Here is a 24,992-nt window from a genome sequence, read left to right as displayed (position 1 = left end):
ATTTGTTGGAATATTATTCTAGAACATTCGGATTTCATCACAATCAATAAGGTTGTAGAATGGCTTTCCAACAGGAAATTTTATCGAGTTTGTCGTAAATTGGCGGAGCTTGATGCGAAATTAACCGAAGTGATGGTATTTTGCGCATTCGTCATCGCAGGATGTTCTGACAAACACAGAAAAGAAAGTCTTCGCAGCCACGCCATGCAGCATTTGGGTCTCCCAGGGAATCGGACATTACCTTTCAGGTTGTGAGTGTAAGTGAGGTTAGTTTGACCGATTTAAGCCAAGCTATCGCCAGGCTTGTTGAATCCCTGTCGACAGTGTCGCCACTCCCCAAGCAGATCACGCTGCCATTCCAATGGCCTGAGCGTACCGATCCTATCGACTGGCTACATACCCAGCCATTATTCCCTAAGTTCTATTGGCAAACCCGAGACGGTACAGAGCAGGTGTTGGCACTTGGTCAGGTTAAAACCTTTTCTGATCCTGCCTCTGCTGAGCGTCAACTTGTCAAAGGTCAGCGCATTTGGGGCGGACGTTCTTTTGACGGACGTACGGAGCGCAATCAGCGTTGTCTTCAGTCTTTCTTTTTCCTGCCGCAGATCGAGATGGCTTGCCGAGAGGGTCAGTGGTCAATCACGCTGAATCTTTGTGATGACCTGTTAAAAGTTCGCGCGGCATTATCTAAGCTAATCACTCAATCCCAACGCTTATCCCATCCGGATTGCGACGTGTTGGCAACCCAACATCAGCCAGAGTTTGGCCAATGGTCGACCATGATTGGGGATGCGTTGTCGGCGATTGAAACAACCGAACTGCAGAAAGTAGTACTGGCGCGTAAGACAACGCTTGAGCTTGACCGAACCTTACCCGCAGCCAGCCTGCTTAAAGCCTCTGTCGAGATAAATAAGTCCAACTTTCACTTCCTGTTGGCGCTGGATGAAAAGCACTGTTTTGTTGGCTCGACGCCGGAGCGCTTATTCTGGCGCGATGACAGCGAACTCTATACTGAAGCACTCGCAGGTACCATAGGTCGCGGCAAAGACGCCGAGGAAGACCTTTTACTGGCGACCTGGCTGCTCAATGACAGCAAAAATATCTATGAAAACCGCTTGGTGGTGGAAGACATCACCCAGCGACTGAATCCGCATAGCGAGCAATTGGATGTTGAAGTCACGCCTCACTTAGTGCGTCTTCGCAATGTGCAGCACTTAAAGCGCGATATTGAGGCGAATTTAGTCGCTGATGTACCTTCTTCCACATTGCTGGATTTGTTACAACCAACCGCTGCGGTGGCAGGTTTACCCCGCGAGAAAGCAGTGGATTTTATCGTTGAGAATGAACCCTTCGTTCGCGGCTGGTACAGCGGCTCGGTGGGTTACCTTAGCCCTGAGCAAAGTGAATTCTGTGTCGCTATCCGCAGCGCCCTGATTGTTGATAACAAGGTGCATCTATTTGCGGGCGCAGGCATCGTGCCGGGTTCAGTGGCGGAAAGCGAGTGGAAAGAGCTTGACCGGAAAATGGCGACTCTCAGAAACCTGCTAGGCCCTTCGCCCGACAAACATATGGAGAAAAAGGCCGGATGAAGCCTTCAACCATCAACCGTATCTGGGCGAGACTGATTTTGATGTCGCTGCAACGTGCGGGTGTGAAAGACATTTGTACTGCACCGGGCTCGCGTTCAACACCGCTAACGTTGGAAGCGGAAAGACTCCAAAGCCTTGATTCCTCTATTTGCCTTCATACCCATTTCGATGAGCGTGGTTTAGGCTTTTTAGCGCTGGGGTTGGCCAAAGCCTCTGACAATCCTGTTGCTGTGATTGTTACGTCCGGTACAGCGGTGGCGAATTTGCTGCCAGCTGTGGCAGAAAGCCGTTTAACCCGCGAAAAATTAGTGCTTCTGACTGCTGACCGTCCGCCTGAGCTTATTCAATGTGGCGCCAACCAGGCAATCAGCCAGCAGGGCATTTTCAGCGAGCATGCAGAAGTGACGAGTTTCCTGCCGTCACCCACAGAACACATTTCGCCAGCTTGGTTATTGTCGACAGTGTCAGAGGGGCTGCATTGTCAGTCAGAACTGGGCGGGAGTTATCATATCAACTGTCCGTTCCCTGAACCTTTATACGGGGAAATGGAAGACGCTTCGGTATACCTTGAGCCAGTACGAACCTGGCTGGAGAGTGATGAGCCTTACTTGTCCTTCACGCCTTCACGCGCAGATTTAAGCCAGCCTTTGCGCGATTGGGCTCAGCTCCAGCAACAAAAAGGTGTGTTGGTGGTGGGTAAGGCCTCTTTACGAGAGCGCCGAGCTATTGATGCGCTGGCTCAGAAACTTCACTGGCCTCTTCTCTGCGACCCGCAAGCGAGCCAAGGCTCTGCATTCGCAGGTTTTGATGTTTGGCTACAAAACCCTGCGTGTGCTGAAGTGCTGAACCAAGCTGATATTATCGTTCAATTTGGCAGCCGTTTGGTGTCAAAGCGCCTCAGCCAGTTTATCAACCAGTTTGAGGGGACGTACTGGTTGGTAGAGAAACATCCAGGAAGGCTGGACCCAAGTCATAAACAGGGGTTGCGCATCAATGCGCCACTGGCAAATGTGGCGTTGGCCATGACGGAAATCACTCGTGATAACGAACACGCACGTTGGGCTGATGCGTTGGTTGTGGCAAGCCAACAATATTTTGAGCGATTGGCGGCGTCTGATGAATCGCTGTCAGAAGTCTCCTTAGCTGCTGACTTCAGCCATTGGCTTTCGAAAGAGAGCGACCTCTTTATTGGAAACAGCATGGCAATCCGTCTGTTGGATATGTGCAGTCACCTGCCAGAAAAAGCCGTGTTTGCCAATCGCGGTGCATCGGGTATCGATGGTCTGATTGCCACGGCTTCTGGCGTTCAGCGTGCAAGACAGCGTCCGATGGTGATGCTGATGGGCGACACTTCCGCGCTTTATGACCTCAACAGCCTTTCGTTACTGGCAAACAATCCGCAGCCATTTGCGCTGATCATTATTAACAATGATGGCGGCGGCATTTTCGATATGTTACCGGTGCCGGATGCGAACAAAGAAACCTTCTATCGCATGCCGCATGGCACTGATTTCTCACACGCGGCGGCGATGTTCGGGTTCAACTATGGTTGCCCTTCATCGCTGGAAACCGCGCGAGCACAATGCATTGATGCGCAGTCTACGCCGGGAACTACGGTGATTGAACTCAAGGTTGGGGCGGGCGAGTGCGGCAAGGCACTTAAAGCGATGTTTGGTGAAATTGCCAATGCAGAACTGCTCTGAAAGATTGAATTATTCCCTCCAAGGGCAGGCGGACAAACCTGCCCTTGTTTTCCTTCATGGCCTGCTTGGCGATCATAGGGATTGGCAACCTGTCATTGATGAGCTTTCCAAAGAGTATCTGTGCCTGGCTATCGATTTGCCGGGACACGGTGGTAGCCAACATATTGAAGCGGTCGGCTTTGAAGATACCTGCATCAAAGTAATAGCAACGATCAGCGAGACATTGTCTTCACCTTTTTGGCTTGTCGGCTATTCGCTGGGCGCACGCATTGCTATGTATCTCGCCACCCACTATTCAAGCTCTCTGAGGGTAATCTGTGCTCCTTTCGCTGGGCTTATTATCGAAAATGGGCATCCAGGTTTACCTGAACCCGAGAGAGCGGCAAGGCGTGAACATGATGAAAAATGGGCGGTGCGTTTTGAAAATGAGCCCATTGTTGATGTGCTTCAAGATTGGTACCAACAACCTGTATTTTCCTCACTAAATCATGCGCAAAGACAAAGTTTGATCGTTAAGCGCAGTGATAACCTCGGTACAAAAGTGGCAAGTATGCTGCGTGCTACATCCTTATCCCAACAGGATTTTCTGGGCGATTTGCTCAGAATGTTGCCAGCAAAGGTGCATTACCTATGTGGTGAGAAGGACAATAAGTTTCTGGCATTGGCGATGCATTCGGGACTGTCTTATTCCATTGTCCCAGACGCCGGCCACAACATTCATGCAGAGCAGCCTTTGCTGTATTGCCAGTCGATTAAGCGGCTGATTGAACCTAATTAACTTAATGATTTAGATGGTAATGCTATGGCTAGAACAACAGGTTTAACCGAACAGGAACTGTATGCACCAGTGGTGTGGAATGATTGCTCTGAAGGCTATGAAGATATCCTTTTTGAAAAATCGGAAGACGGTATCGCGCGAATCACTATCAACCGTCCTGAAGTCCGCAATGCATTCCGCCCTCAAACAGTGAAAGAGATGATCAAAGCGCTGGCCGATGCACGCTACGACGAAAAAGTGGGTGTGATTGTGCTGCGTGGCCAGGGTGAGCATGCGTTCTGTTCCGGTGGTGACCAGAAGATCCGTGGCGACTACGGCGGCTACCGTGATGACGAAGGTACACACCACTTGAACGTGCTGGACTTCCAACGCCAAATCCGTACCTGTCCTAAGCCTGTGATTGCCTCTGTAGCGGGCTACGCTGTGGGTGGTGGTCATGTGCTTCACATGATGTGTGACTTGACGATCGCAGCAGACAACGCGCAATTTGGTCAGACTGGCCCGAAAGTTGGTTCTTTCGACGGCGGTTGGGGCGCGTCTTACATGGCACGTATCGTGGGTCAGAAAAAAGCCCGAGAGATCTGGTTCCTTTGCCGCTTCTACGATGCGCAAGAAGCGGTGGATATGGGTCTGGTTAACCACGTAGTGCCTTACGCGGAGCTTGAGCGTGAAACTGCACGTTGGTGTCGTGAAGTGCTACAGCATAGCCCAATGGCGCTGCGCTGCCTGAAAGCGGCTCTGAATGCTGACTGTGATGGTCAGGCGGGTCTGCAAGAGCTGGCGGGTAACGCCACCATGTTGTTCTACATGACCGAAGAAGGTCAGGAAGGCCGCAACGCTTTCAATGAAAAACGTCGCCCAGACTTCGACAAATTCCCACGTAACCCATAGCAGGGTGGGAAGATGAAGCACGCAACGCTTTACCGTTATTCGTTGCCGATGGACAGTGGTGTGATTTTGCGTCACACCCGTCTGGCACAGCGAGATGGCTTGATTGTCGAACTTAAAGATGGTGAGAAATCTGGCAGAGGCGAAATTGCACCTTTGCCAGAGTTCAGTGCTGAAACCATCGAGCAAGCACAAACTCAGATTGAGCTTTGTTTAGCGCAGTGGCTGGAAGGCGACGAAATAGATTGGGACACGCTCTATCCATCCGTCGCTTTTGGTTTGTCCGTTGCACTTGCGGAACTTGATGGTGAAATCCCGGCTGAAGGTAATTTCCTCGCTGCGCCGTTGTGTAGCGGCGATCCAGATGAGCTGGTTGAAAAGCTCGCTGAATTGCCGGGCGAGAAAGTCGCGAAAATTAAAGTGGGCCTCTACGAGCCTATTCGCGACGGCATGGTGGTGAACATGTTTCTGGAAATCCTTCCAGATTTGCGCCTTCGACTGGATGCCAACCGCCAGTGGACGCCGGCAAAAGCAGCGCAGTTTGCCAATTATGTGAATCCCGCTTTCCGTTCCCGCATCGCCTTTTTAGAAGAGCCTTGTCAGACGCCCGAGCAAAGCCTCGCATTCAGTGAAGAAACCGGAATTGCCATTGCATGGGATGAAACCCTGCGCGATGAAGGCTTTTCGCTAGAATACAAAACCGGATTGTCTGCGATCGTGATTAAACCCACTTTGGTGGGCTCACTTCAAACAGTGAAATCACTGGTTGAGCATGCCCATACCATGGGGATGGAAGTGGTGATCAGCTCCAGTATTGAATCCAGTTTTGGCCTCAATACATTGGCGCGCATCGCCCACTGGCTAACGCCGGAAACCTTACCGGGGCTTGATACGGTCTCATTGTTTGGTGAGCAGCTAGAGCAAGCGTGGCCTGGCTGTGAGTTACCACTGAAAACGCTGACTGACTGTGAAGTGGTATGGCAGGCGCACCCATAAGTTTTGATACTTGGCCTTGGCTTTACTGGGGTGAGGTAAAACCCCAGCATACTGCTTTATATCTGGAAGGCGAGGCTATTAGTTGGCAGCGCCTTGTTTCAGATATAGGCAGTATGCCGTTGCTGCCCAAACCGCATAATCGCTATGTAGCCATCTCCTCTCAAAATGATTACCAAACCCTTTTAGTTATCCTTGCTGCCTGGCAACAAGGCTTGAAAACGCTGCTGATCAATCCGGCTTTCTCTCCAGCACTCCAAAAAGAAGTGCTCGAGAACGCGGGGATTGAGATGGTTATCGACCCGCATACCGCATTTTCTTCTAGTAAATGGCAGCAGTCTGATGTGGTGCCATTTGATACCAATGACATCCTGACCCTCGTGCTGACTTCCGGCTCGACGGGGACACCCAAAGCGGCCACTCACAATGCTAACGCTCATTTAGCTAGCGCCAGCGGATTGTTTTCACTGATGCCTTTTGGTGAAAGTGATTGCTGGCTTCTTTCCTTGCCGTTATTTCATGTTTCCGGTCTTGCCATTGTCTGGCGGTGGTTACAATGCGGGGCGACTCTGAAGATTGCAGAGACGAAAGGTGACGCATTACACTCGGCTCTAGAAGGTGTAACACACGCTTCCTTGGTACCAACGCAATTGCAGCGATTGCTAAAGGTGGAGTTTCCTTCTTCGTTAACATCCGTACTTTTAGGCGGTGCAGTGATTCCGCAAGCGCTGGTGGATGAAGCTGAAGCAAAAGGTATTGGTTGTTGGTGCGGTTATGGGATGACAGAAATGGCATCGACCATCACGGCAAAACGGGTGGATGGATGCTTCTCAGTAGGTCGTCCGCTTCCGCATCGGGAACTTATGCTTTCCAGCCTTGGGGAAATCATGGTGAAAGGAGACACGCTTTCATCGGGTTACCTCATTGGCGGAAAGTTGGAGCCTTTGTCGGACGGATGGTTTGCGACTAAAGATAAAGGTGAATGGGTAGAGGGCGAACTTCAGATTCTTGGCCGCTTAGATAACATGTTTATCTGTGGCGGGGAAAATGTGCAGCCGGAAAGTATTGAAAGGGTGCTTTCAGGCTTTGAAGGGATTGAGCAATTGTTTATTTTGCCCGTAGTGGATGCCAAGTGGGGACAGGTTCCTGTTGCGTTGGTGATGGGCAATGTCAATCAAGGTGACTTTCTGGCTTACGCCAAGTCGTTGCTGCCGTCCCACCAGGTGCCTAAAGCCGCATACTCGATTCCGAAGCATTTGCTGGATGGCGGGATAAAAATCTCCCGCCGCGCGTTAGCTGATTGGCTGGCTAACGAAAAGCTGGTTCAACGATAATCGCCTCTTAACGTTTTCACATCACTAAATAATCGGTCGCATCTTGCATCTTCTGGCTGAACCGGACTTCCTGCCTCGACTTCCACTTTTGACCAAAACCGCTTGGGTAATTTGAGCAGGGCACGGCCACCTTCACGGCTGAAATAACTTCCCCATAAACCTTTCAATGCCATAGGTATTACGGGAACCGGTGACTGCTTCAGAATTAGGTCTATGCCACGTTTGAAAGGCTGCATGTCACCATCAGAAGTGAGCTGGCCTTCAGGGAAAATACAGACAATCTCGCCGTCATTCAGTTGCTTTTTTACTTCCTTGAGTGCACAGCGGATGGAGCCGCTGGTGAGCTTGATAGGAATGACGCGACTGGCTCGGAAGAAATAATTCAGCACGGGTAGGTGGTAGTAATCTTCGTCCATCACAAAACGAATGGGGCGCGGACAAGCACCTGCCAGAATCAAGGCATCGACATAGCTGACATGGTTACATACCAGCAATGCGCCGCCTTCTTTTGGAATGTTTTGGAGATTCTTGTGGGTCACGCGATAGAAGCTGTGGCTCAAGAACCAAATAACAAAGCGCAACGCGAAGAGTGGAACCTGCTTGCCGACATAGAGGGTGACAACAAGATTCAGCAGGGCGAGTATAAGGAAAAATTCAGGGATGCTGATGCCCATGGCACCAAGAAGAATCATGGCGAGAATGGCGCTGGTCACCATGAAGAGAGCGTTATAAATGTTATTGGCGGCAATGACCTGTGAGCGCTCACTATCTTCTGAACGTGCCTGCATCATGGAATACAGAGGAACAATGAAAATTCCTCCGAATATGCCAATCAAGAGTAAATCGACAAACACCCACCACAGTGACGGGTCGGCAATAAATTCTACAAAGTTTGCAGCAGTTGAAGGCATTGCAGGTGTCGAGAACATCAGGTGAATGCCGAAAATAGTCAATCCCAGTGCACCAATTGGCACAATGCCAGGCTCAATACGATGGCCGGAAAGCTTGTCACAAAGCAAAGAGCCAATGGCAATACCGACGGAGAAAAGCGTCAGTAGAAACGAAACGGTCGCTTCATTGCCACCAAGATGAAGCTTGGCGTAATTGGGGAATTGCGTGAGATAACTGGCACCGAGAAACCAAAACCAACTGATCCCGAGAATTGACTGCAGCACGACTTTATCTTTTCGGGCAATCGCCAGCGTGGTCTTCATCTGTCGGATAGGAGAAAAACGGATTTTGAGAGAAGGGTTTCCGGCAGCTACCTCAGGAATAGAACGGGCGCTCAAATAACCGAGCACAGCAAACATCACCACAGAGATAGCAGCAATATCTCGCGCTCCATCCATATTCGCGATAACCCCGGCCACCATGGTGCCAAGTAAAATCGCTAGGAATGTACCGGTTTCAACCAAAGCATTGCCCGAAACCAGTTCCTGAGGTTTTAGGGTTTGAGGCAGTAATGCGTATTTCACAGGGCCAAAGAAAGCAGATTGCGTACCCATCAAGAAAAGAAGAACTAAAAGCGCCATGTAGCTTTCGTAGATAAAAGCAATGGCAGCGAGACTCATAATGCCGATTTCCAGTAACTTCACGCCGCGGATAAATTGGGATTTCTCGAATTTATCCGCGAGCTCACCGGCGAAAGCTGAGAACAGAAAAAAGGGGAGAATAAACAGGCCAGCAGCGAGGTTGATGAAAAGGTCGGTACTTATCCCGATGACGCCGGGACCAGCAAAGGCAACGAGGATCAACAGGACATTCTTGTAGACGTTGTCGTTAAACGCGCCGAGTGCTTGGGTGATAAAATAAGGCAGAAAACGTCGCTGTTTCAGGAGCCCGGTTTGGCTTGTCATCCTTTCCTTCCCGGCTCCTAAGCGTCAATCCAGCTCTTAAGGTAGCCTGTCAGCAGGTTATCGATAAGCTCTGCGCCATTGACTGGCACTGAGGTGAAGAACTTGTCGTCAACTGCGAGCAGCGTGATGCCATGAACTCCTGCCCAGAGTACGCGGCTTGCCTCTACCACTTCCTCATCGTTTTTGGTGGGAGAAAGTTGCTTAAGCAGGCGTTCCAGCATGCCCGTCATACTCTGGATTCGGTCACTTTGCCAATCAGGAAGCTTGTCGCCTTTCATGCTGTGCTCAAACACCAGTTGCCAACGGTAAGGGTTTTTCGATGCGAACTCGAGGTAAAGATGCGCGAGTGTAAACAGGGCTTCACGGCAGTTTGATGTGTCGGTCAGCTTTTGTTGGGCCTGATGACGCAGATCGTCCAGTGTCCGAGCGACAACATGTAGTAGCAGAATGTTATAACTGCCAAAGACATTGACCAAGGTACTTGGGACATACCCGATTTCAGCAGCGATTTTTCGCAAGCTCAGGGCATGGTAAGGCTGGGTGTCTAAATACTTTTCAACGCAGTTAAGCGTCATTTCTACCAGCTCTTCGCGGCTGTGGTCGTTCCTGCGTGCCATTACTTCTGCTGCAAATAGTGAACAATGTTCGATATTTTAGGAGTGGGGTCGGGAAAGGGCAAGTTACGAGCCTCTCAGTTTAGCTAAATGCCAACAACTGAGAGGCTTTGAAAGCAAAAGCTTAGCTGAAACGTTCGGCGTTTTTAATCGAAACCTGATCGTTCAGTGTCCAAAAATCATAAATAACACCAACAATGAAGAATCCGCCAGTAAAGAGATAGATGATGCCAGTCACCCATTTACCCATATACATACGGTGAATACCGAAGATGCCTAGGAAGGTCAGCAATATCCAAGCGACAGAGTAATCGACTTGTCCGCTGTTAAAGCGGAGGTCTGCTTCGCGATCCATGGATGGGATCAGAAACAGGTCAATCAACCAACCAATCCCCAAAAGTCCGAATGTGAACAGCCAGATGGTTCCTGTCACAGGCTTACCATAATAAAAACGGTGTGCACCGAGAAAACCGAAGATCCATAAAATGTACCCGACGGTTTTACTGTGTGTATCGTTCATCGCATCAACCTTTAATTGTTTTCTCTCTGTGAATATGGACTGCATTGTAAGGCAGTCGTTCCATTAAGAGCTCTATCTCCTCAACGGTTTACCGCATTTTTATTAAAAAGTCGCCAAAAGGAGAAATCTTGCTCGCAGTTATGTATTGCTGTTTAAGCAAAATTTAAACGATTGGTAACATATTCGGCCGTAACAGGGTTTGACTTTCCGTGCCGCTGACATAGCATGAAAGTACCTTACGCTTGTTGCGTTATTTGACATTGAAACAAAAGGTTTGCAATGAAACGCTTTTTTACTCTATTCGCGCTGATGTTCGTGATGGTGGTATCTGCACCACACGCTGAGGCGAAGAAGTTTGGTGGCGGTAAGTCTTTCGGCAAAAGCTTTAAGACGGCGCCAGCACCAAAATCACAACCGACCAACACCAACTCAATCAATAAGCAAAACGATCCTGCGGCTGCAGCGAAGTCGTCTTCTAAGAAAGGCTTGATGGGTGGTTTGCTGGGCGGACTGCTAGCTGGTGGTCTGATCGCAGCCATGATGGGTGGTGCATTTGAAGGCTTCCAAATCATGGATTTCCTGATCATCGCACTGATCGCATTCGTGCTGTTTAAGATCTTCAAGAGCCTGATGGCGGCGAAGAACGGTTCGATGAACCGACCGCATCAACAGGCTTACGCCGGTGGCCAAGAGCCGCAAAACAAAGGTTACTACCACGAGCAACAACAGCCTCAGTTCCGTGAGTCAGCGGCGACATCTTCGACAGGAGGTTTTGGTGCAGTAAATAACGATGTACCGTTTAACTTCCCGCCGAACTTCGATATGGCTGGTTTTGTAAACGGTGCGCGTGAGCATTACCGTATTCTGCAAGGTGCATGGAACCACAACCAGCTTGAAACTATTCAGGAATACGTGACGCCTGAGCTATATAACGACCTGGCTGAAGAGCGTCGTAAGCTGGAAGGCGAGCAGCACACAGAAGTCATGTATGTCGATGCGGAAATCGTCCGTGCTGATTACGACGGCAAACTTGCTCAACTGAGTCTGCAGTTCAGCGGCCGCTACACTGACCGTCAGGAAGGTGTTGAAGAAGACATTACTGATATCTGGCACCTTGAGCGTGATATGACACAACCAAATGCACCTTGGTTGATTGTTGGTATTCAAGCTTAATCACTAGAATTATTCCCCCTGAAAAGAGCAGCCCAAGTGGCTGCTCTTTTTTTGTTCATGATTTTTGAACAATGACTTCAACGATTCCCGTTAGCTTATTTGTTGATTCGCAGTTACATTGGCGGAAACAACTTCAAATAAATATCGAGAAACAACAACGTGGAACGCTTTAGAACTCCCGCCCATCTTCTTATCGCGATGGCTTTTATCATGGCCATGGCGTTTTCTGTCTGGAACGTATTACTCAACAACTTTGTGGTAGAAAAAGCCGCGTTTACCGGTAAAGAAATCGGCATGTTGCAGAGTTTGCGTGAAGTCCCTGGCTTCCTGGCGTTTACAGCGATTTATCTCTTGTTGTTTATCAAAGAGCAGCGCTTTGCCTTGCTGTTTCTGGCTGTGATGTGTCTCGGTGTTGCGGTGACAGGTTGGTTTCCAACGGTATGGGGGCTGTATTTAACCACGATTGTGATGTCGATTGGCTTTCACTATTTTGAAACCGTTAATCAGTCTCTGACTTTACAGTGGATAGATAAAGATAAAAGCGCACACTTTATGGGACAGGTTCTTGCCTGGAAGGGCGCAGCAAGCCTTATCGCTTACGCTGCCGTTTGGCTGTTAATGGAGTGGATGGAGGTCAGCTATAACATCGTGTATATGCTGTTTGGCTTTGTCAGTTTGGTGGCGGTACTTGCGCTGTGGGCAATATTTCCTTCCTTTGAAAGCCCACACGTTCAGACTCGAAAGCTGATCCTTCGCAAAAGATATTGGCTTTATTACGGCCTGACTTTCCTCAGTGGTGCCCGTCGTCAGATCTTCATTGTTTTTGCCGGCTTCATGATGGTTGAGAAGTTTGGGTATTCCGTGGGTGATGTCAGTCTGCTGTTTATCATTAACTACCTCTTCAACATGCTGTTTGCGGCCAAAATTGGTGCTTGGATTGGCAGAGTGGGTGAGCGACGCGCCCTGACCGTGGAGTATGTTGGGCTGGCATGTGTGTTTACCGGCTATGCCTTTGTGGAAAGTGCAACGATGGCGGGTGTGTTATACGTGGTGGACCATCTTTTCTTCGCCATGGCGATCGCGATTAAAACCTACTTCCAGAAGATTGCCGATCCGGAAGACATTGCATCTACGGCGGGTGTGAGCTTTACCATCAATCACATTGCGGCAGTAGTGATTCCTGCTGCTTTGGGTGTGGTGTGGTTGTACTCACCAACAACAGTCTTCTTAGTCGGCACTGGCCTTGCTTTGGGGTCGCTGACTTTGTCTAGAATGGTGCCTTTGGCACCAGAATCCGGTAATGAAGTCAGTTTCTTAGGTCGAAAACGTGCTCAGGATGTGGCGTGATTCAAACTTCTGTCTATTTGTAGCTGCTTGATTGTGCTTATCGATCAGTTCTTGATCTCGGCACAAATTCTATGTGGCACGACCAACTATATTCAAGGGTAACGAAACACGGATAAATGTTGGAGGCGCTATGCCATTTACGTCTGAACTGGTTGACGAAATGAACGTCCTGGTGAAGTTTTCTCGTTCTTCTGATCTCATGGGTATCAAGGTCCACAGTGATGCGGACCCTGATCTTGTGGCTGCAACAGAACGCCTTTATGACAAAAAGCTGATCACAGCAAAAGACGGTGGTTACTTAACTTCGATTGGTCGAGATGCGGTTGAGCATGCAAAAGAAGCGCTGCGCATATTAAGGTCACACCCTGAATAAACCGGAATGTACCTAAAAAGAAAAGGAAAGGGAGCCCATCGGCTCCCTTTTTGATGTTGTGTGTTTTAGGTGTTTTTTACCAAACGTCTTTGTCGATCTGCTTGTCCAGCTTCGGGAACTTGGTGCGATCGAACGTCGGCTTTTTGCCTTCTTTACGCTGGGTTTCATAGTCTTTAAGCAGCGCAAACACGATGCCAGACAGCGCAAGAATTGCCACAAGGTTGATGAGGGCCATCATACCCATAGAAAGGTCTGCAAATGCCCAAACCGTCGGTAAGTCAACAACAGCGCCGATCACTACCATTGCCAGAACAGCAACACGGTAGACATTGATGGCCTTTTTGCTTTTGAAGATGTACTCGATGTTTGATTCACCGTATGAGTAGTTGGCAATCAATGAGGTGAATGCAAACAGCAGAATGGCGATAGCAATAAAGCCTGCACCCCATGCGCCCACTTCTTCGACCAGAGCCGCTTGAGTCAGCGCAATGCCGGTGACACCGCTGTCAGTGTCCAGCATGCCTGATAGCAGGATGATAGATGCGGTTGCGGTACAGATAACGATGGTGTCGATAAACACACCCAGCATTTGTACATAGCCTTGTGCCACTGGGTGGTTAGGGCGGGTGGTTGCTGTTGCTGCTGCGTTAGGCGCAGAACCCATACCTGCTTCGTTTGAGAACAGACCACGTTTGATACCTTGCATCATGGCTGCACCAATCGCACCGCCTGCTGCTTGCTCAAAGCCAAGCGCACTGCCGATGATGGTGCCGAAAACGTCTGGAAGCAGCGTGATGTTGATACCGATAACGTAGAAGGCCACAACGAGGTAACCAATCGCCATAAACGGAACAATCAGCTCGGCCACTTTGGCGACAGAACGCATACCACCAAAGATGATAGGTGCCGTTGCCAGCGCCAGAATTACACCTACCCAAGTGTTATCAGTGCCGAAAGCGGTGTTCATCGCCGCAGCGATAGAATTTGACTGTACGCCGTTGAATGCCAGACCAAACGCGATGATCAAACAGATAGCAAAGGCGATACCTAACCAGCGTTGACCCAGACCCTTTTCAATGTAGTAAGCCGGACCACCGCGGAAGGTGTTGTCTTTGTGATTGATTTTGTATGCCTGTGCCAGTGTCGATTCTACAAAGCTGGTAGACATACCGACCAGTGCAGTAATCCACATCCAGAACACTGCGCCAGGACCGCCAAGGTAAATCGCCACAGCAACACCTGCCATGTTACCTGTGCCTACGCGGGCTGCGAGACTGGTGCTGAATGCCTGGAATGATGAGATACCACCGTCGGCGCCTTCACGGCTACCTTTGATGAGCTCAAACATGTGCCCGAAAGAGCGGAATTGGAGGAAACCGGTGCGGAAAGTGAAGTAAAGACCAGCGCCGATCAAAAGGTAAATAAGCACGCTTCCCCACAACAAGCCATTCCCGGCGTCGACAAAGGAAACGAATAGTTCTTTTAGTTCCGTCATATACAAACTCTACTGTCGTCAAATTTAAAATGGCAGTTGAGTGAGAAGGAGGAGACAAGGGATCTGAAACTTCCTTTTCAGCTCTCTGCCCCGGACAAATAACTTGTCCTGGCGACGCTTCCGTGCAGAGATTCCAGCCAGCAGATTTGCGCGTCGATTGCGCTACTTACAAATCCATTTGAGCATGATCTGTGGCCGTTTTTTGCTCACTTGACGTCAAGATAAGCAAATAAAGCGGCGGGATAATACTCCAAATTTGATCTTCTGGCATCTGTAAATTTCACTAAAAGATTAAATGTTAGGCAAATAGTTTAATAAAAGGATGTTTTTACAACATTATTTACTATCAAAGTTAACATTTTTAAAGGGGGGATCTGGTCGCTCAATCGAGGGAGTTAGAAGACGTTACGGAGAGTTAATCGTTTGCTTTCGACACTTTTCGTTCAAGGTCAGATCTGACGATCTCCAGCGCTTTTAACGCGGTTTCAGGGTCGACCTCATTGCTTTCCAAAAGGTAGATTAAATCAACAGCAAGTTTGATTTCATCAGGGGCACTATCCAGTCCTGATTGACTCATGATTCTTTACTCCTATTTGGGAAATAGATTTTGAATGCTGCTTTTATCAATTCGGCATGAAGCGGAACCAAAGCGCTCTGTTCGGTGCGATATCCGCCGCCGATAACCGCGGCGACAGGAATACCATTTTGATGACAAGTTTCCATGACGGCTTTATCTCTATCGGCGATACCGCGCTGACAAACATTCATATAACCAAGCTCGTCGTCGACGTGAATATCAACACCTGCGTCATAGATGACCATATCCGGTTGGTGCTGGGCGATAGCAAGGGTTAGGACTGGCACAAACTCGGAGAGGTAAGTGTCTGATTCGACTCCTATAGGCATCGGGATATCAATATCTGAGTCTGGCTTTCGTGATGGGAAGTTTTTGTCACAGTGCACCGAAAGGGTAATGATATCTTCCCTCTTTTGAGCGAGTGTCGCTGTGCCATCGCCATGATGAACATCGCAATCGACGATAAGTACCTTGTCTATATTCGGATAGGAAAGCGCGTGGTCGGCTGCGAGAATCAAATCATTGAATAGGCAAAAACCACTGCCAAAGTCTTTATGCGAGTGATGGTATCCACCGGTAAGGTGAACAGCGACACCATGTTCAATCGCTTTATCGACGGTGAGAGTGGTTCCTCCCAGTGATGTGAGGCTGCGTTGTATCAGTGCTTCACTCCAGGGAAAGCCAATACGTCGCATTTTTACCAGAGGTAAGGAGCCGCTCACCAAAGCATCGACATAGTCATTGTCATGGAAACGCTTTAGATGTTGATGATCAAGACGTGTTGGCTGAAACGTTGTTACGGGCCAGCCCATTTCATCAATGTGTTCTTTGAGCAGCCGGTACTTTTGTAGCGGATACCTGTGACCTTCAGGCAATGGAAAGTCAGAATAGATCGGATGATAAATAATCGGCAACATCAGAGCTTTAGCCTTTGCGCTCACGGAAAGAGATACGGGATTCGATTTTTTGTCTGGCTTCACGACAGCGTGATAAACGCTTTTCCAGCGCCAGTAGCTGCTTCTGGGCTTGCTGCTGTTCCGCAAAGCTGGCGTATTGCCCCATCTTGGCCTCCGCATCGCGAACCATATCCTCCAGCCTTCTTTCCCACCCTTGGTGCTGTGCGAGATCCTGATAGAGCTGGCTGATGGAAGCGCCGGTTTTCGGAGCCATGGCTTTTTCTTGCTGTCGAATAGCCAGAGTTGCCATTTCACGCTGAAGCGCACCGATTTGATTCACCAGTTTTTCGCATAGATGCTCGGCACGCATTGCTGAAAGGCGCCCGCTTGCCTGCTCGCGTTCAATGGTATCAACGACACTTTTTGCTTCAGACACACAAGGCGTAAGCAGCCTTGCTAGGCAAGAGAACAGGCGTTCATCGAACAACGGCTTTGCACTCTCACCGCGCTTTCGGTCAATCTCCGCTGCGCGGTTTGCCAGCGTTTGAAGCTCGGTTCTGAGGGATGATAAATCCATAGCTCTTAATACCTATTGGGCTTAAAGCCAAGCGTCGATGGCCAGTTTAACGGATAGCACCACAACCACAGTAACAAACACAGGGCGAATAAACTTAGCGCCAAACTTAATAGCAGAATGTGCGCCGATGTAAGCACCTACCATCAGGCAGACACCCATAGTCAGCCCAAGCGCCCAGTTCACATGACCCAAAATGATAAAGGTAACGAGTGATGTAATGTTGCTGACGAAATTCATCGCTTTGGCCAAACCTGACGAAAGCAGAATATTCATTTTATACATCGACATCGAAGACACGGTCCAGAATGCGCCGGTTCCCGGCCCTGCAACCCCGTCATAGAATCCTAAGGTGAGCCCTTGAGCCCACTGCTTTTCTTTTAGGTGAGGCTCATCCTTCGGCAGATTGTGATTCTCTGCTTTTGGTTGGCGATGCCAGATGGTGTAGGCGGCGGTTGCCAGCACCACTAGCGGCAGGGCTTTTTCCAGCCACTCGGTGGAAATATAGTCCACGACCAAGGTACCCAAAATTGCGCCAATGAAAGTGGCGACAAAGGCATGAATCCAAAATGAAGGCGAAAACAGCTTTTTCCGGTAATAGGTAAACGCAGCCGTCGAGGAGGCAAACGTTGCTGACAGCTTATTGGTACCTAATGCGATATGCGGCGGTAAGCCAATGGAAAGCAACGCAGGAACCATTAACATGCCACCACCACCAGCAACAGCATCGATAAAACCTGCCGCAAGTGCGACCATTCCCAAAATAATGAGGGTATTTGGATCCAGAAGTTCGAGCATTTTTATTTTTCTTAGTGTTCGATAACACGCTTAAAGGGAGGCAATGAATCCAACAAGGCTTTTCCATAACGCCTTGTAACAACTCGTCTGTCTAGCAAAACGACTCTACCAGAGTCCTGTTCTTTGCGCAGCAGTCTACCTGCTGATTGAACAAGCTTTTTACTGGCTTCCGGCACGGAGATCTGGAGGAATGCATTACCGCCTTTTCGCTCTAGATACTCAGCATGAGCTTCTTCCACCGGAGAGGTGGGTACCGCAAACGGAATTTTGGTGATGATAAGGTTGGTCAGCTGTTCTCCGGGCAAATCGAGACCTTCAGAAAAGCTGCCCGTTCCGAAAAGGATGCTGATCTGGCCTTTTTCACAACACTTGCGGTGCGCATCCAATATAGAGGTGCGTGATGCTTCTCCCTGCACATGAAGGTGCCAGCCAAGTTTTTTGATATCGGCGCGCATCTTTTCAGCGACCTGATTCATCTGCCAGTAAGAGGAAAAAAGTACCAAGCTGGCAGTTTCACCTTCGAGGTATTCCATCAAGATATCGGGAAGGTGGCTGGTGAACTTTTCGTCTTGCGGTTCGCAAGGCATAGCTGGGACGACCAGACGCGCGTTTTCCTGATAATCAAACGGTGACGGCAAAGCAAGAAAACGTGTGCCATCGTTTTCGTCCAATCCCACCTGGCGACAAAAGTATGTGAATGAGTTTAGGGCACGTAATGTGGCTGAAAGAAGGCACACTCCTGCAGCGCGAGACCAAAGCAGTTGGTCCAGCCGCCAACCGATTTCTAACGGTGATACATGAACAATAAAGTCAGATTCGCGCTCGGGACATTTTTGAATCCACCTAGCCAGTGGCGCACCTTTATCTGAATTAGGTTGCGCCATCAGCGTCCACACTTTTTCGAGATTCTCTAAGCGCTGTAAGAAAAAGGCGGATTCAGCAAGAAGTGGGTCGGCAAGCCTTGAGGCCAGTTCACCGTCTTTTACGCGCTCTGAGATAAGGTCGTGGAGTTTTGCGAGCGACTGATTAGCTTTTTTTGCTGCTTTTTGCATTTCTTTAGATTCTAAATGCAAGGTTTCTGGCAACTCACCATCAGTAAAACGATAGACGCCATCATTATTAAGAGGGAAATCAATCAGCATGTCGCGGATGCCTCGAAGCCCGGGAATAAGCACTTGGATTCCTGACTGCAACGCATCTAAAAAACGCCCACTGCGTTTGATGTCGCCGCCATTGGCAATCTTGGATGCGCTTTGATTGAGTTTTTCCAGCCAGGAAGCAGCGCCAACTAAGCTTGCAGATGCAGCGGAGAAATCTCGCGCTACCGTGGGCAAGTGGTGCGCTTCGTCGACCATATAAAGGGCATGCTCTGGCTCAGGCAGGATAACCCCCCCGCCAAGTTCTAAATCCGCCATCAATAAACTGTGATTAGCAACAACGACATCCGCTTTATCCAGATGTTCGCGGGCTTTTGCAAAAGGGCAGTTGCGGTGAGCGGCTAATCCTGAATGGCATGTGTGCTTATCTGAAACAATGGTTTGCCACAGGTGATCAGGAATACTCTTAGGCCAAGCATCCCTGTCACCATTCCATTTTCCGCGGGAGTAAGCGCTATACATGGTGTTAACCATGTCGATATCTGCCTTTTTAGGTTTCTCTGTAAACAAGGCTTGCTGCCCATGTCCTTCAGCGCTGGCAGCGGCTGCGAGCTTCTCCCCACAACAATAGCGCTGACGACCTTTTGCCAGCACAAAGCTGAACTCCCGGGAAACCACTCGGCGAAACAGAGGCAGGTCTTTTTCTATTAACTGTTCTTGCAGAGCGACTGTGGCAGTGGAAACCACCACCTTTTTATTGTTGTTGAGGGCGAAACAAATGGAGCCCATCAGGTAAGCCATTGACTTACCGATACCCGTTCCCGCTTCCGCTACCAAAATTCGTCTTTTAGGGTTGTATTCCCCCGCGAGTGTTTTTGCAATTTCAGCAACGAGGTAGTTTTGGGCTTTCCTTGGAATAAAATTCTGTAGTTGGGCTCTCAAATTCTCGTAGCTGGAGCGGATGTCTTTTTTGGTTGATGGGCTAAGCATGTTTGTCACAATCTGAGTGGTAGGGCCGCAGTATATCACGCTCGGAGAATGTGAAAGAGTTCAAGTATTCGATCATTTATTCCAATTTATGCGATTTAGATCACGAATATCAATTGAACTAATATTAGCTATCACTATGAAATCCAAAGGGAATGCCATTCACTGCACAAATTGCTTACATGTAGAATATAATCCTGATTTACGGGTGCATTATTGTTTTTATCAGACTAATACTCTGATAAAGCTTTGCAAACAACTTTACAGAATTTTGACAATGTGGTTTCGTTTCCGTGACCCCTATCGAAGGGGTGCTTCTATCCTTATGTATTTAAAGAGTATTTTTGTTTTTTGATATTGATTTTGGTTGATTTGACAGATTTTAGATTTCTCTGCACTCTAAGTTTCGAAGTTTAAGCGTACTTGTTGTGGTGTTTTAGTGACGTTGTGACATGTACAAACATAAAAGGGATCCTGGAACAGGAATTCCAATCTAATAAAGAAAAGGCAGTGGATTAACATGAAAAAGACTATCCTAGCGATGGCAGTACCAGCTCTGCTGGCTGCTGGTGCAGTAAATGCAGCAACCGTTTACGATCAAGACGGTGTAACTGTAACTATCGGCGGTGCTGCTGAAGTACAGATCATTCAAGAATATGAGTTTAATCAGCAAGACGTCGATTTGGATGTACGTCTTGACGATGGCGAGCTGAACTTTGGCATCGATGTAGCAGTTAGCGAAAGCCTCACAGCACTTGGCTACTTTGACTTCGAAAACGAAGGCGGTTCTGTAAAGAACACCGAACTGTGGGCTGGCTTTAAAGGCGATTTCGGTCAGTTGACTGCTGGTCGTATGTACACTTTTTGGGATGATACAAATATCAACGAAGATATCGAGCTTGGTCTCGAGGGTGTAAACGGTAGCCTTCCAGCTAGCGGTAACGACGTAATCAAGTATCGCTATGATGGCGATGCGTTTTGGTTTGGTGTTTCACACAACCTCAAGCAAAGCGGTGCTGAAGAAGAAACTTTCAAAGACGTAAGCGGCACTCTGGTGCGTGACGTAAAAGTCACTGAAGCATCACACACTGATGCAGGCGTAGGTGCGTCTTTCGCTGGTGTTGATCTGTCAGCATATTTCTTGGCTGCTGAGAAGACTGATACTACTAACGGTACTAAAGGTAGCAAAGTCAAGTCAGACGCATTCCAAGTTAGCGCAGTATACAATTTTGATGCGTTCACTGTAGGCGCTTCTTACACTGACTTTGAAGAGAAAATTGGCGGCGCTCAGAACAAAGCGCATTCTGGTCATTATGTAGAGCTGCTTGCTGGTTATGGCGTTGGCGATTTCCAATACTACTTGGGTTATAATTTCGGCGAGAACGACGATAACTCTGAAGGTAGCAACGTCTACGCAAATGCTACTTATAAGATGCACAGCAATGTTAAAACCTATGTAGAACTGGGCTGGGCTGAGAAAAAGGACGCAAGCGGAAACACCAATACTAAGGATTTCGGCGATGCGACTGGTTTCTTAGTAGGTATGGAAGTTAAATTCTAATATAACTTCTAACTTTGAAAATATTGCCGGAGCTGCCCTTATGTGGCAGCTCTTTTTTTATCAGGATAAGGGAAGTTAATGAGACTGTTAGCCGTATATAGTGCCTTATTAGTTTGTACTTCTGTCGTTGCGGCGACTGAAATTGAAATTGGTACAGATCTACAAGCGTATGTTTTAAACGGAAAGGAAGTGGATGCTAGTAGTGGTGATAGGCTCAATTTAGTTGATGGAAGCAATCAATTGGTTGTCCGTTACAAATCCATTCTAAACGATGGTTCAAACACTAAGTTCTTTGAATCTAAACCTTATGTGTTTCAATTTACCAATATGGGACAAGATCTCTCTATATCTATTGAGCGTTTCCGGAAACATATCCAGGCTGAGAAAGCATTTAAGAAAGGAACTGTAGAGTGGTTCATTAAAGATAGTGCGGATAAAAAGGTCTCTTTCCAGTTCGATGAGCTTCCCGGCAACCCAGGCTTTCTCCCTTATGCGGATCTTCCTAAAGCAGTAACAGCGTATAACAAGAAAAACGGTATCTACTTTGAAGGTCAGGAAATTAAAGATCTTAATGAAGAGGTTGTCGTCGCTGTTTCTGAAACTGGCAAAGTAGAACTGACAGGCGACGCGCTAGCACAGCTCAAGCTCTGGTACACAAAAGCGTCAAAAGAAGAGCGTAAAGCCTTCCGTAAGTGGGTGATTGACCAAGAGTAAAAAAACGCCGAAAGGCGTTTTTTATGTGTGATGATATCGACTGTGTTCTCTGCAAGCTCGACAGCGTGATTCAGCAGGGTCAGAAAGAATATCCTCGACTTCAACCTCTTCTTCACAATCTGCACACAGCCCAAATAGGCCAGTATGAATAGCACAAAGTGCGGCATCGATTTTCTCTAGTCGTAAGCCATCGTCATGTAATTTTGTGCTTTTTTCCCTTCTACATAACTTAATCAGATGCGCTGTTGGGACATTGGACACGTCTAACCCCGTCAATGTGATCAGTGCATCTTCCAATCTGCTGCGTACCGCTTCCTTCTCATTCGCGAGCTTTTGTTGTAGCTGTGCTACAGTTTCTGTATCAATCATTGTGATCTCTCGGTGCGCGTTGTAACCGGATCAGTGTAGTGATACCAGCCTTATTTGTTCTGATATATATCAAGACAAAACGAGTTAGGTTTGAGCAATGCGTATATTGACCCTGCAGTTTGTCGGTATTTAGCCGTACGCTAAACGGTTATATTTGCAACCTGCTCAACAAAAGTCAGAACAAAAAGGATGTACGAGATGGACACTAACTTTAAAGACCCGTTTAACTTTGCTTATTTCTTGGGAATGATTGCTGTACTGCTCATTCCTACGCTGCCAGCCACCTTGACCTGGATTGGCATGCTAAGCAGATAAAACCTTGTTTGGGAGGAAGAGTGCAAGAATCGATTAAACGCATACTGCTTCTGAGTATCGGATGGGTCTGTGTACTGTTAGGTGTGATTGGCATCTTCCTTCCATTATTACCAACAACCCCCTTTATGCTTCTTGCGAGCGCATGTTTCATGCGTGGCTCTCCCCGTATCGCTCACTGGCTCCATAACCATCCAACCTTTGGTCCGGCCATCAATAACTGGAATGAGCACCGGGCTATTGATAAGAAAATTAAGCGACGGGCAACTGTCTTTATCGTGCTCAGCTTCTCACTCTCTATCGCGATTGTTCCCGAGCTTTGGCACAAGGTCATGCTAGTGACCATGTGTGTCGCACTTTTATTTTGGTTTAACCGTTTGCGTGAAATCGAACCTGTTGCCGGAGCCTCAGAAAATACATAACATGAGCGCTTCGTCTCCCCATCGGCTGGCTATTGAAAGCGGGCGTAAATGGGGTCATTTACTTCCAGCATTACCGGAAGCCACATACCGTGGTGAGTCATTATGAGCCAAGACAAAATCGCATTTATCAAAGACAGCATTAAAACCATTCCTGACTATCCAAAACCAGGCATTATGTTCCGCGACATCACTAGTCTGATGGAAAACGCAGAAGCCTATCGAGCGACCATTGGTTTGCTTGTGGAAAAATACAAAGATCAGGGCTTCACAAAAATTGTGGGTACTGAGTCTCGTGGCTTTCTGTTCGGAGCACCATTGGCACTGGAATTAGGCGTCGGTTTTGTTCCTGTTCGTAAACCAGGAAAGCTGCCACGTGAAGTGATCAGCGAAAGCTATGAACTGGAATACGGCACAGACAAGCTCGAAATTCACACGGATGCTATCGTTGAAGGCGACAAAGTACTGATGGTTGATGACCTGCTTGCGACTGGCGGTACGATTGAAGCAACCACTAAACTAATCCGCCGTTTGGGTGGTAATGTCGCCCATGCTGCATTTATCATCAATCTGCCAGAAATTGGCGGAGAAAAACGTCTTCAAGAGAATGGCATTGACGTTTACAGCATCTGCCAATTTGACGGTCATTAATCGAGCGTTCAAACCGTTGGAGCGAGAAGAGCGTGATCGTCAAGATCGCGCTCTTTTTACGTCTGTGCTAGCATGGCAGCAGACTATTGGAAGAATTTATAACGCATGAGTTATCAGGTACTAGCCAGAAAATGGCGACCACACCAGTTCCAAGATGTGGTTGGCCAATCCCATGTATTGACCGCTTTAGCGAATGCGCTCGATCACAATCGTTTGCATCACGCCTATCTGTTCAGCGGCACACGCGGTGTGGGTAAGACCACTATTGCCCGCATCTTTGCCAAAGGCTTGAATTGTGAGCAAGGTGTGACTTCAACGCCTTGTGGTGTGTGCTCAACCTGTCAGGAAATCGATCAGGGCAGGTTTGTTGACCTGTTGGAGATTGATGCGGCATCTCGCACCAAAGTAGAAGACACGCGTGACCTTCTAGACAACGTTCAGTACAAACCCGCTCGTGGTCGCTACAAAGTCTATCTGATAGATGAAGTGCACATGCTCTCGCGCCACAGCTTTAACGCGTTACTCAAAACACTCGAAGAGCCGCCTGAGTACGTAAAATTTCTGCTAGCGACCACTGATCCACAAAAGCTGCCAGTCACCATTCTGTCGCGTTGTCTGCAATTCCATTTGAAGCATTTGGACGCCACGCAGATAAAAGATCAATTGTCACACGTTCTCGAGCAAGAAACGGTTTCAGCAGAGCCTAGAGCACTGTCCTTTATCGCACGTGCGGCTGAAGGCAGTATGCGTGATGCGCTATCGCTGACTGATCAAGCGATTGCTTTAGGTAATGGCAGTGTTCTCGAAGGCCAAGTAACAGAAATGCTGGGCACTTTGAGCACCGATCAGGCGATCTTACTGCTGGAAGCGTTGGCAGAAGGCCATGCAAACCATGTGATGCAGTGCTTGACGCACTTAGCCGAAGTGGGTGTTGAGTGGGATGGACTATTAAAAGAAATAGCGGGGCAATTGCATCGCGTGGCCATGGCGCAAGCCTTACCTGAGTCTGTTTATGCTTCATCTCCGGATGCAGAACGTATTTTGATGCTGGGTCAATCCATCTCTCCGCAAGATGTACAACTTTACTACCAGATTGCGTTGCAGGGACGTCAGGATTTGCCTTATGCACCGGATGGGCGTGCAGGTCTTGAGATGGTGTTGCTGCGAATGCTGGCATTTAGGCCAGTCACGTCTCAGCAATATCAGCCTTCTGTGGTTAGCGTCCCTACGAATGAAGTAGGGAAAGCACCAGCGGTGTCTGCACCTCAGTCCAACTCCAGGCTTGAAACGTTAAAAGCACAGGTTGAAGCTAGTCGTACAGTGAGTAAGGCTGCTCCTGCTCCTGCTCCTGCTCCTGCTCCTGCTCCTGCTCCT

The 24,992-nt window shown here is 48.4% G+C and carries 24 protein-coding genes; 14 read left to right on the top strand and 10 right to left on the bottom strand.

Features of this window, described 5'->3' with window-relative positions; translation table 11 throughout:
• Nucleotides 1-272 precede the first annotated feature (272 nt).
• From D515_RS01875 to menE, 6 genes are read left to right on the top strand one after another with little or no spacing between them, the layout of a single operon-like run.
• Complete coding sequence (locus D515_RS01875; protein WP_002535544.1) at nt 273-1,589, top strand: isochorismate synthase; 1,317 nt, start codon at nt 273-275, stop codon at nt 1,587-1,589.
• Entirely contained in the window at nt 1,586-3,292 is a 1,707-nt protein-coding gene (gene menD, locus D515_RS01870) for a 2-succinyl-5-enolpyruvyl-6-hydroxy-3-cyclohexene-1-carboxylic-acid synthase (RefSeq protein WP_002535543.1), read from the top strand. Before D515_RS01875 ends, menD begins: the two co-directional genes overlap by 4 nt.
• On the top strand, nt 3,276-4,070 hold the full coding sequence (gene menH / locus D515_RS01865) for a 2-succinyl-6-hydroxy-2,4-cyclohexadiene-1-carboxylate synthase (RefSeq protein WP_002535542.1): 795 nt from the start codon (nt 3,276-3,278) through the stop codon (nt 4,068-4,070). Before menD ends, menH begins: the two co-directional genes overlap by 17 nt.
• A gap of 24 nt (nt 4,071-4,094) precedes the next feature.
• Entirely contained in the window at nt 4,095-4,961 is an 867-nt protein-coding gene (gene menB / locus D515_RS01860; protein WP_002535540.1) for a 1,4-dihydroxy-2-naphthoyl-CoA synthase, read from the top strand.
• A 12-nt stretch (nt 4,962-4,973) separates the two neighbouring features.
• Nucleotides 4,974-5,954 (top strand): o-succinylbenzoate synthase, encoded by a 981-nt coding sequence (menC, locus tag D515_RS01855; RefSeq protein ID WP_002535538.1) that lies wholly within the window; start codon nt 4,974-4,976, stop codon nt 5,952-5,954.
• Nucleotides 5,936-7,285, top strand: coding sequence for an o-succinylbenzoate--CoA ligase (menE, locus tag D515_RS01850; protein WP_002535537.1), 1,350 nt, complete (start codon nt 5,936-5,938; stop codon nt 7,283-7,285). The genes menC and menE overlap by 19 nt, the downstream gene beginning before the upstream one ends.
• Here menE and D515_RS01845 read toward each other — a convergent pair.
• From D515_RS01845 to D515_RS01835, 3 genes are all read right to left on the bottom strand, one after another.
• Nucleotides 7,276-9,141, bottom strand: coding sequence for an MFS transporter (locus D515_RS01845; protein ID WP_002535535.1), 1,866 nt, complete (start codon nt 9,139-9,141; stop codon nt 7,276-7,278). The two genes, menE and D515_RS01845, sit on opposite strands and share 10 nt — an antisense overlap.
• Nucleotides 9,142-9,158: 17 nt before the next feature.
• The gene (locus D515_RS01840) at nt 9,159-9,758 is read right to left on the bottom strand and encodes a TetR/AcrR family transcriptional regulator (RefSeq protein WP_002535534.1); all 600 of its coding nucleotides are present in this window, start codon (nt 9,756-9,758) and stop codon (nt 9,159-9,161) included.
• A 121-nt stretch (nt 9,759-9,879) separates the two neighbouring features.
• Nucleotides 9,880-10,275, bottom strand: a complete 396-nt coding sequence (locus tag D515_RS01835) for an NINE protein (RefSeq protein WP_039849496.1) — start codon at nt 10,273-10,275, stop codon at nt 9,880-9,882.
• A gap of 279 nt (nt 10,276-10,554) precedes the next feature.
• Between D515_RS01835 and D515_RS01830 the strand changes: the two genes are divergently transcribed.
• The 3 genes from D515_RS01830 to D515_RS01820 all read left to right on the top strand — a co-directional run bounded on the left by D515_RS01830 (nt 10,555) and on the right by D515_RS01820 (nt 13,168).
• Nucleotides 10,555-11,448: a Tim44 domain-containing protein gene (locus D515_RS01830; protein ID WP_002535532.1), complete on the top strand. Its 894-nt coding sequence runs from the start codon at nt 10,555-10,557 to the stop codon at nt 11,446-11,448.
• A gap of 159 nt (nt 11,449-11,607) precedes the next feature.
• The gene (locus D515_RS01825) at nt 11,608-12,795 is read left to right on the top strand and encodes an MFS transporter (protein ID WP_338035026.1); all 1,188 of its coding nucleotides are present in this window, start codon (nt 11,608-11,610) and stop codon (nt 12,793-12,795) included.
• 130 nt (nt 12,796-12,925) lie between these two features.
• Nucleotides 12,926-13,168, top strand: coding sequence for a TIGR02647 family protein (locus D515_RS01820; protein ID WP_002535529.1), 243 nt, complete (start codon nt 12,926-12,928; stop codon nt 13,166-13,168).
• Between the two features lie 76 nt (nt 13,169-13,244).
• Here D515_RS01820 and D515_RS01815 read toward each other — a convergent pair whose 3' ends face one another.
• The 6 genes from D515_RS01815 to dinG all read right to left on the bottom strand — a co-directional run bounded on the left by D515_RS01815 (nt 13,245) and on the right by dinG (nt 19,595).
• Nucleotides 13,245-14,663, bottom strand: coding sequence for an alanine/glycine:cation symporter family protein (locus tag D515_RS01815; protein ID WP_002535528.1), 1,419 nt, complete (start codon nt 14,661-14,663; stop codon nt 13,245-13,247).
• Nucleotides 14,664-15,078: 415 nt separating this feature from the next.
• The gene (gene rsmS / locus D515_RS01810) at nt 15,079-15,240 is read right to left on the bottom strand and encodes a pleiotropic regulatory protein RsmS (RefSeq protein ID WP_002535526.1); all 162 of its coding nucleotides are present in this window, start codon (nt 15,238-15,240) and stop codon (nt 15,079-15,081) included.
• Nucleotides 15,237-16,157 carry a histone deacetylase family protein gene (locus D515_RS01805; RefSeq protein ID WP_002535525.1) on the bottom strand — a complete coding sequence of 307 codons (921 nt, stop codon included), beginning with the start codon at nt 16,155-16,157 and terminating at the stop codon, nt 15,237-15,239. Before D515_RS01805 ends, rsmS begins: the two co-directional genes overlap by 4 nt.
• 7 nt (nt 16,158-16,164) lie before the next feature.
• Nucleotides 16,165-16,713 carry a primosomal replication protein PriC gene (gene priC, locus D515_RS01800; RefSeq protein WP_002535524.1) on the bottom strand — a complete coding sequence of 183 codons (549 nt, stop codon included), beginning with the start codon at nt 16,711-16,713 and terminating at the stop codon, nt 16,165-16,167.
• A 21-nt stretch (nt 16,714-16,734) separates the two neighbouring features.
• A complete protein-coding gene (locus tag D515_RS01795) occupies nt 16,735-17,508 on the bottom strand; it encodes a sulfite exporter TauE/SafE family protein (protein ID WP_002535522.1) in 774 nt (257 codons plus the stop codon).
• A gap of 11 nt (nt 17,509-17,519) precedes the next feature.
• A complete protein-coding gene (dinG, locus tag D515_RS01790; protein WP_002535521.1) occupies nt 17,520-19,595 on the bottom strand; it encodes an ATP-dependent DNA helicase DinG in 2,076 nt (691 codons plus the stop codon).
• 517 nt (nt 19,596-20,112) lie between these two features.
• Between dinG and D515_RS01785 the strand changes: the two genes are divergently transcribed.
• Both D515_RS01785 and D515_RS01780 read left to right on the top strand, forming a co-directional pair.
• Nucleotides 20,113-21,153 carry a porin gene (locus tag D515_RS01785; RefSeq protein WP_039849481.1) on the top strand — a complete coding sequence of 347 codons (1,041 nt, stop codon included), beginning with the start codon at nt 20,113-20,115 and terminating at the stop codon, nt 21,151-21,153.
• A gap of 78 nt (nt 21,154-21,231) precedes the next feature.
• Nucleotides 21,232-21,867, top strand: coding sequence for a YccT family protein (locus D515_RS01780; RefSeq protein ID WP_039849480.1), 636 nt, complete (start codon nt 21,232-21,234; stop codon nt 21,865-21,867).
• 21 nt (nt 21,868-21,888) lie between these two features.
• On the opposite strand, the gene D515_RS01775 is transcribed toward D515_RS01780, so the two are convergent.
• Nucleotides 21,889-22,236: an RNA polymerase-binding protein DksA gene (locus tag D515_RS01775; protein WP_039849479.1), complete on the bottom strand. Its 348-nt coding sequence runs from the start codon at nt 22,234-22,236 to the stop codon at nt 21,889-21,891.
• A 335-nt stretch (nt 22,237-22,571) separates the two neighbouring features.
• On the opposite strand from D515_RS01775, the gene D515_RS01765 reads away from it, so the two are divergent.
• The 3 genes from D515_RS01765 to dnaX all read left to right on the top strand — a co-directional run.
• Nucleotides 22,572-22,970 carry a YbaN family protein gene (locus D515_RS01765; RefSeq protein WP_039849478.1) on the top strand — a complete coding sequence of 133 codons (399 nt, stop codon included), beginning with the start codon at nt 22,572-22,574 and terminating at the stop codon, nt 22,968-22,970.
• 102 nt (nt 22,971-23,072) lie between these two features.
• Nucleotides 23,073-23,618 (top strand): adenine phosphoribosyltransferase, encoded by a 546-nt coding sequence (gene apt, locus D515_RS01760; RefSeq protein WP_002535513.1) that lies wholly within the window; start codon nt 23,073-23,075, stop codon nt 23,616-23,618.
• 105 nt (nt 23,619-23,723) lie between these two features.
• Nucleotides 23,724-24,992, top strand: a 1,269-nt coding sequence (dnaX, locus tag D515_RS01755) for a DNA polymerase III subunit gamma/tau (RefSeq protein ID WP_152442337.1), incomplete at its 3' end; no start/stop codon positions are given.

This window comes from Grimontia indica, assembly GCF_000333895.2.
GTDB classification, from domain to species: Bacteria; Pseudomonadota; Gammaproteobacteria; order Enterobacterales; family Vibrionaceae; genus Enterovibrio; species Enterovibrio indicus.
The sequence above is the reverse complement of the archived record's forward strand: the minus strand, read 5'-3'. Positions and strand labels throughout refer to the sequence as shown.

What these genes read in the sequence shown, in the direction of transcription:
- menD (WP_002535543.1), top strand. Translation starts at nt 1,586, where the DNA reads ATGAAGCCTTCAACCATCAACCGTATCTGGGCGAGACTGATTTTGATG.
- menH (WP_002535542.1), top strand. Translation starts at nt 3,276, where the DNA reads ATGCAGAACTGCTCTGAAAGATTGAATTATTCCCTCCAAGGGCAGGCG.
- menB (WP_002535540.1), top strand. Translation starts at nt 4,095, where the DNA reads ATGGCTAGAACAACAGGTTTAACCGAACAGGAACTGTATGCACCAGTG.
- menC (WP_002535538.1), top strand. Translation starts at nt 4,974, where the DNA reads ATGAAGCACGCAACGCTTTACCGTTATTCGTTGCCGATGGACAGTGGT.
- menE (WP_002535537.1), top strand. Translation starts at nt 5,936, where the DNA reads ATGGCAGGCGCACCCATAAGTTTTGATACTTGGCCTTGGCTTTACTGG.
- D515_RS01845 (WP_002535535.1), bottom strand. Translation starts at nt 9,141, where the DNA reads ATGACAAGCCAAACCGGGCTCCTGAAACAGCGACGTTTTCTGCCTTAT.
- D515_RS01840 (WP_002535534.1), bottom strand. Translation starts at nt 9,758, where the DNA reads ATGGCACGCAGGAACGACCACAGCCGCGAAGAGCTGGTAGAAATGACG.
- D515_RS01835 (WP_039849496.1), bottom strand. Translation starts at nt 10,275, where the DNA reads ATGAACGATACACACAGTAAAACCGTCGGGTACATTTTATGGATCTTC.
- D515_RS01830 (WP_002535532.1), top strand. Translation starts at nt 10,555, where the DNA reads ATGAAACGCTTTTTTACTCTATTCGCGCTGATGTTCGTGATGGTGGTA.
- D515_RS01820 (WP_002535529.1), top strand. Translation starts at nt 12,926, where the DNA reads ATGCCATTTACGTCTGAACTGGTTGACGAAATGAACGTCCTGGTGAAG.
- D515_RS01815 (WP_002535528.1), bottom strand. Translation starts at nt 14,663, where the DNA reads ATGACGGAACTAAAAGAACTATTCGTTTCCTTTGTCGACGCCGGGAAT.
- rsmS (WP_002535526.1), bottom strand. Translation starts at nt 15,240, where the DNA reads ATGAGTCAATCAGGACTGGATAGTGCCCCTGATGAAATCAAACTTGCT.
- D515_RS01805 (WP_002535525.1), bottom strand. Translation starts at nt 16,157, where the DNA reads ATGTTGCCGATTATTTATCATCCGATCTATTCTGACTTTCCATTGCCT.
- priC (WP_002535524.1), bottom strand. Translation starts at nt 16,713, where the DNA reads ATGGATTTATCATCCCTCAGAACCGAGCTTCAAACGCTGGCAAACCGC.
- D515_RS01795 (WP_002535522.1), bottom strand. Translation starts at nt 17,508, where the DNA reads ATGCTCGAACTTCTGGATCCAAATACCCTCATTATTTTGGGAATGGTC.
- dinG (WP_002535521.1), bottom strand. Translation starts at nt 19,595, where the DNA reads ATGCTTAGCCCATCAACCAAAAAAGACATCCGCTCCAGCTACGAGAAT.
- D515_RS01785 (WP_039849481.1), top strand. Translation starts at nt 20,113, where the DNA reads ATGAAAAAGACTATCCTAGCGATGGCAGTACCAGCTCTGCTGGCTGCT.
- D515_RS01780 (WP_039849480.1), top strand. Translation starts at nt 21,232, where the DNA reads ATGAGACTGTTAGCCGTATATAGTGCCTTATTAGTTTGTACTTCTGTC.
- D515_RS01775 (WP_039849479.1), bottom strand. Translation starts at nt 22,236, where the DNA reads ATGATTGATACAGAAACTGTAGCACAGCTACAACAAAAGCTCGCGAAT.
- apt (WP_002535513.1), top strand. Translation starts at nt 23,073, where the DNA reads ATGAGCCAAGACAAAATCGCATTTATCAAAGACAGCATTAAAACCATT.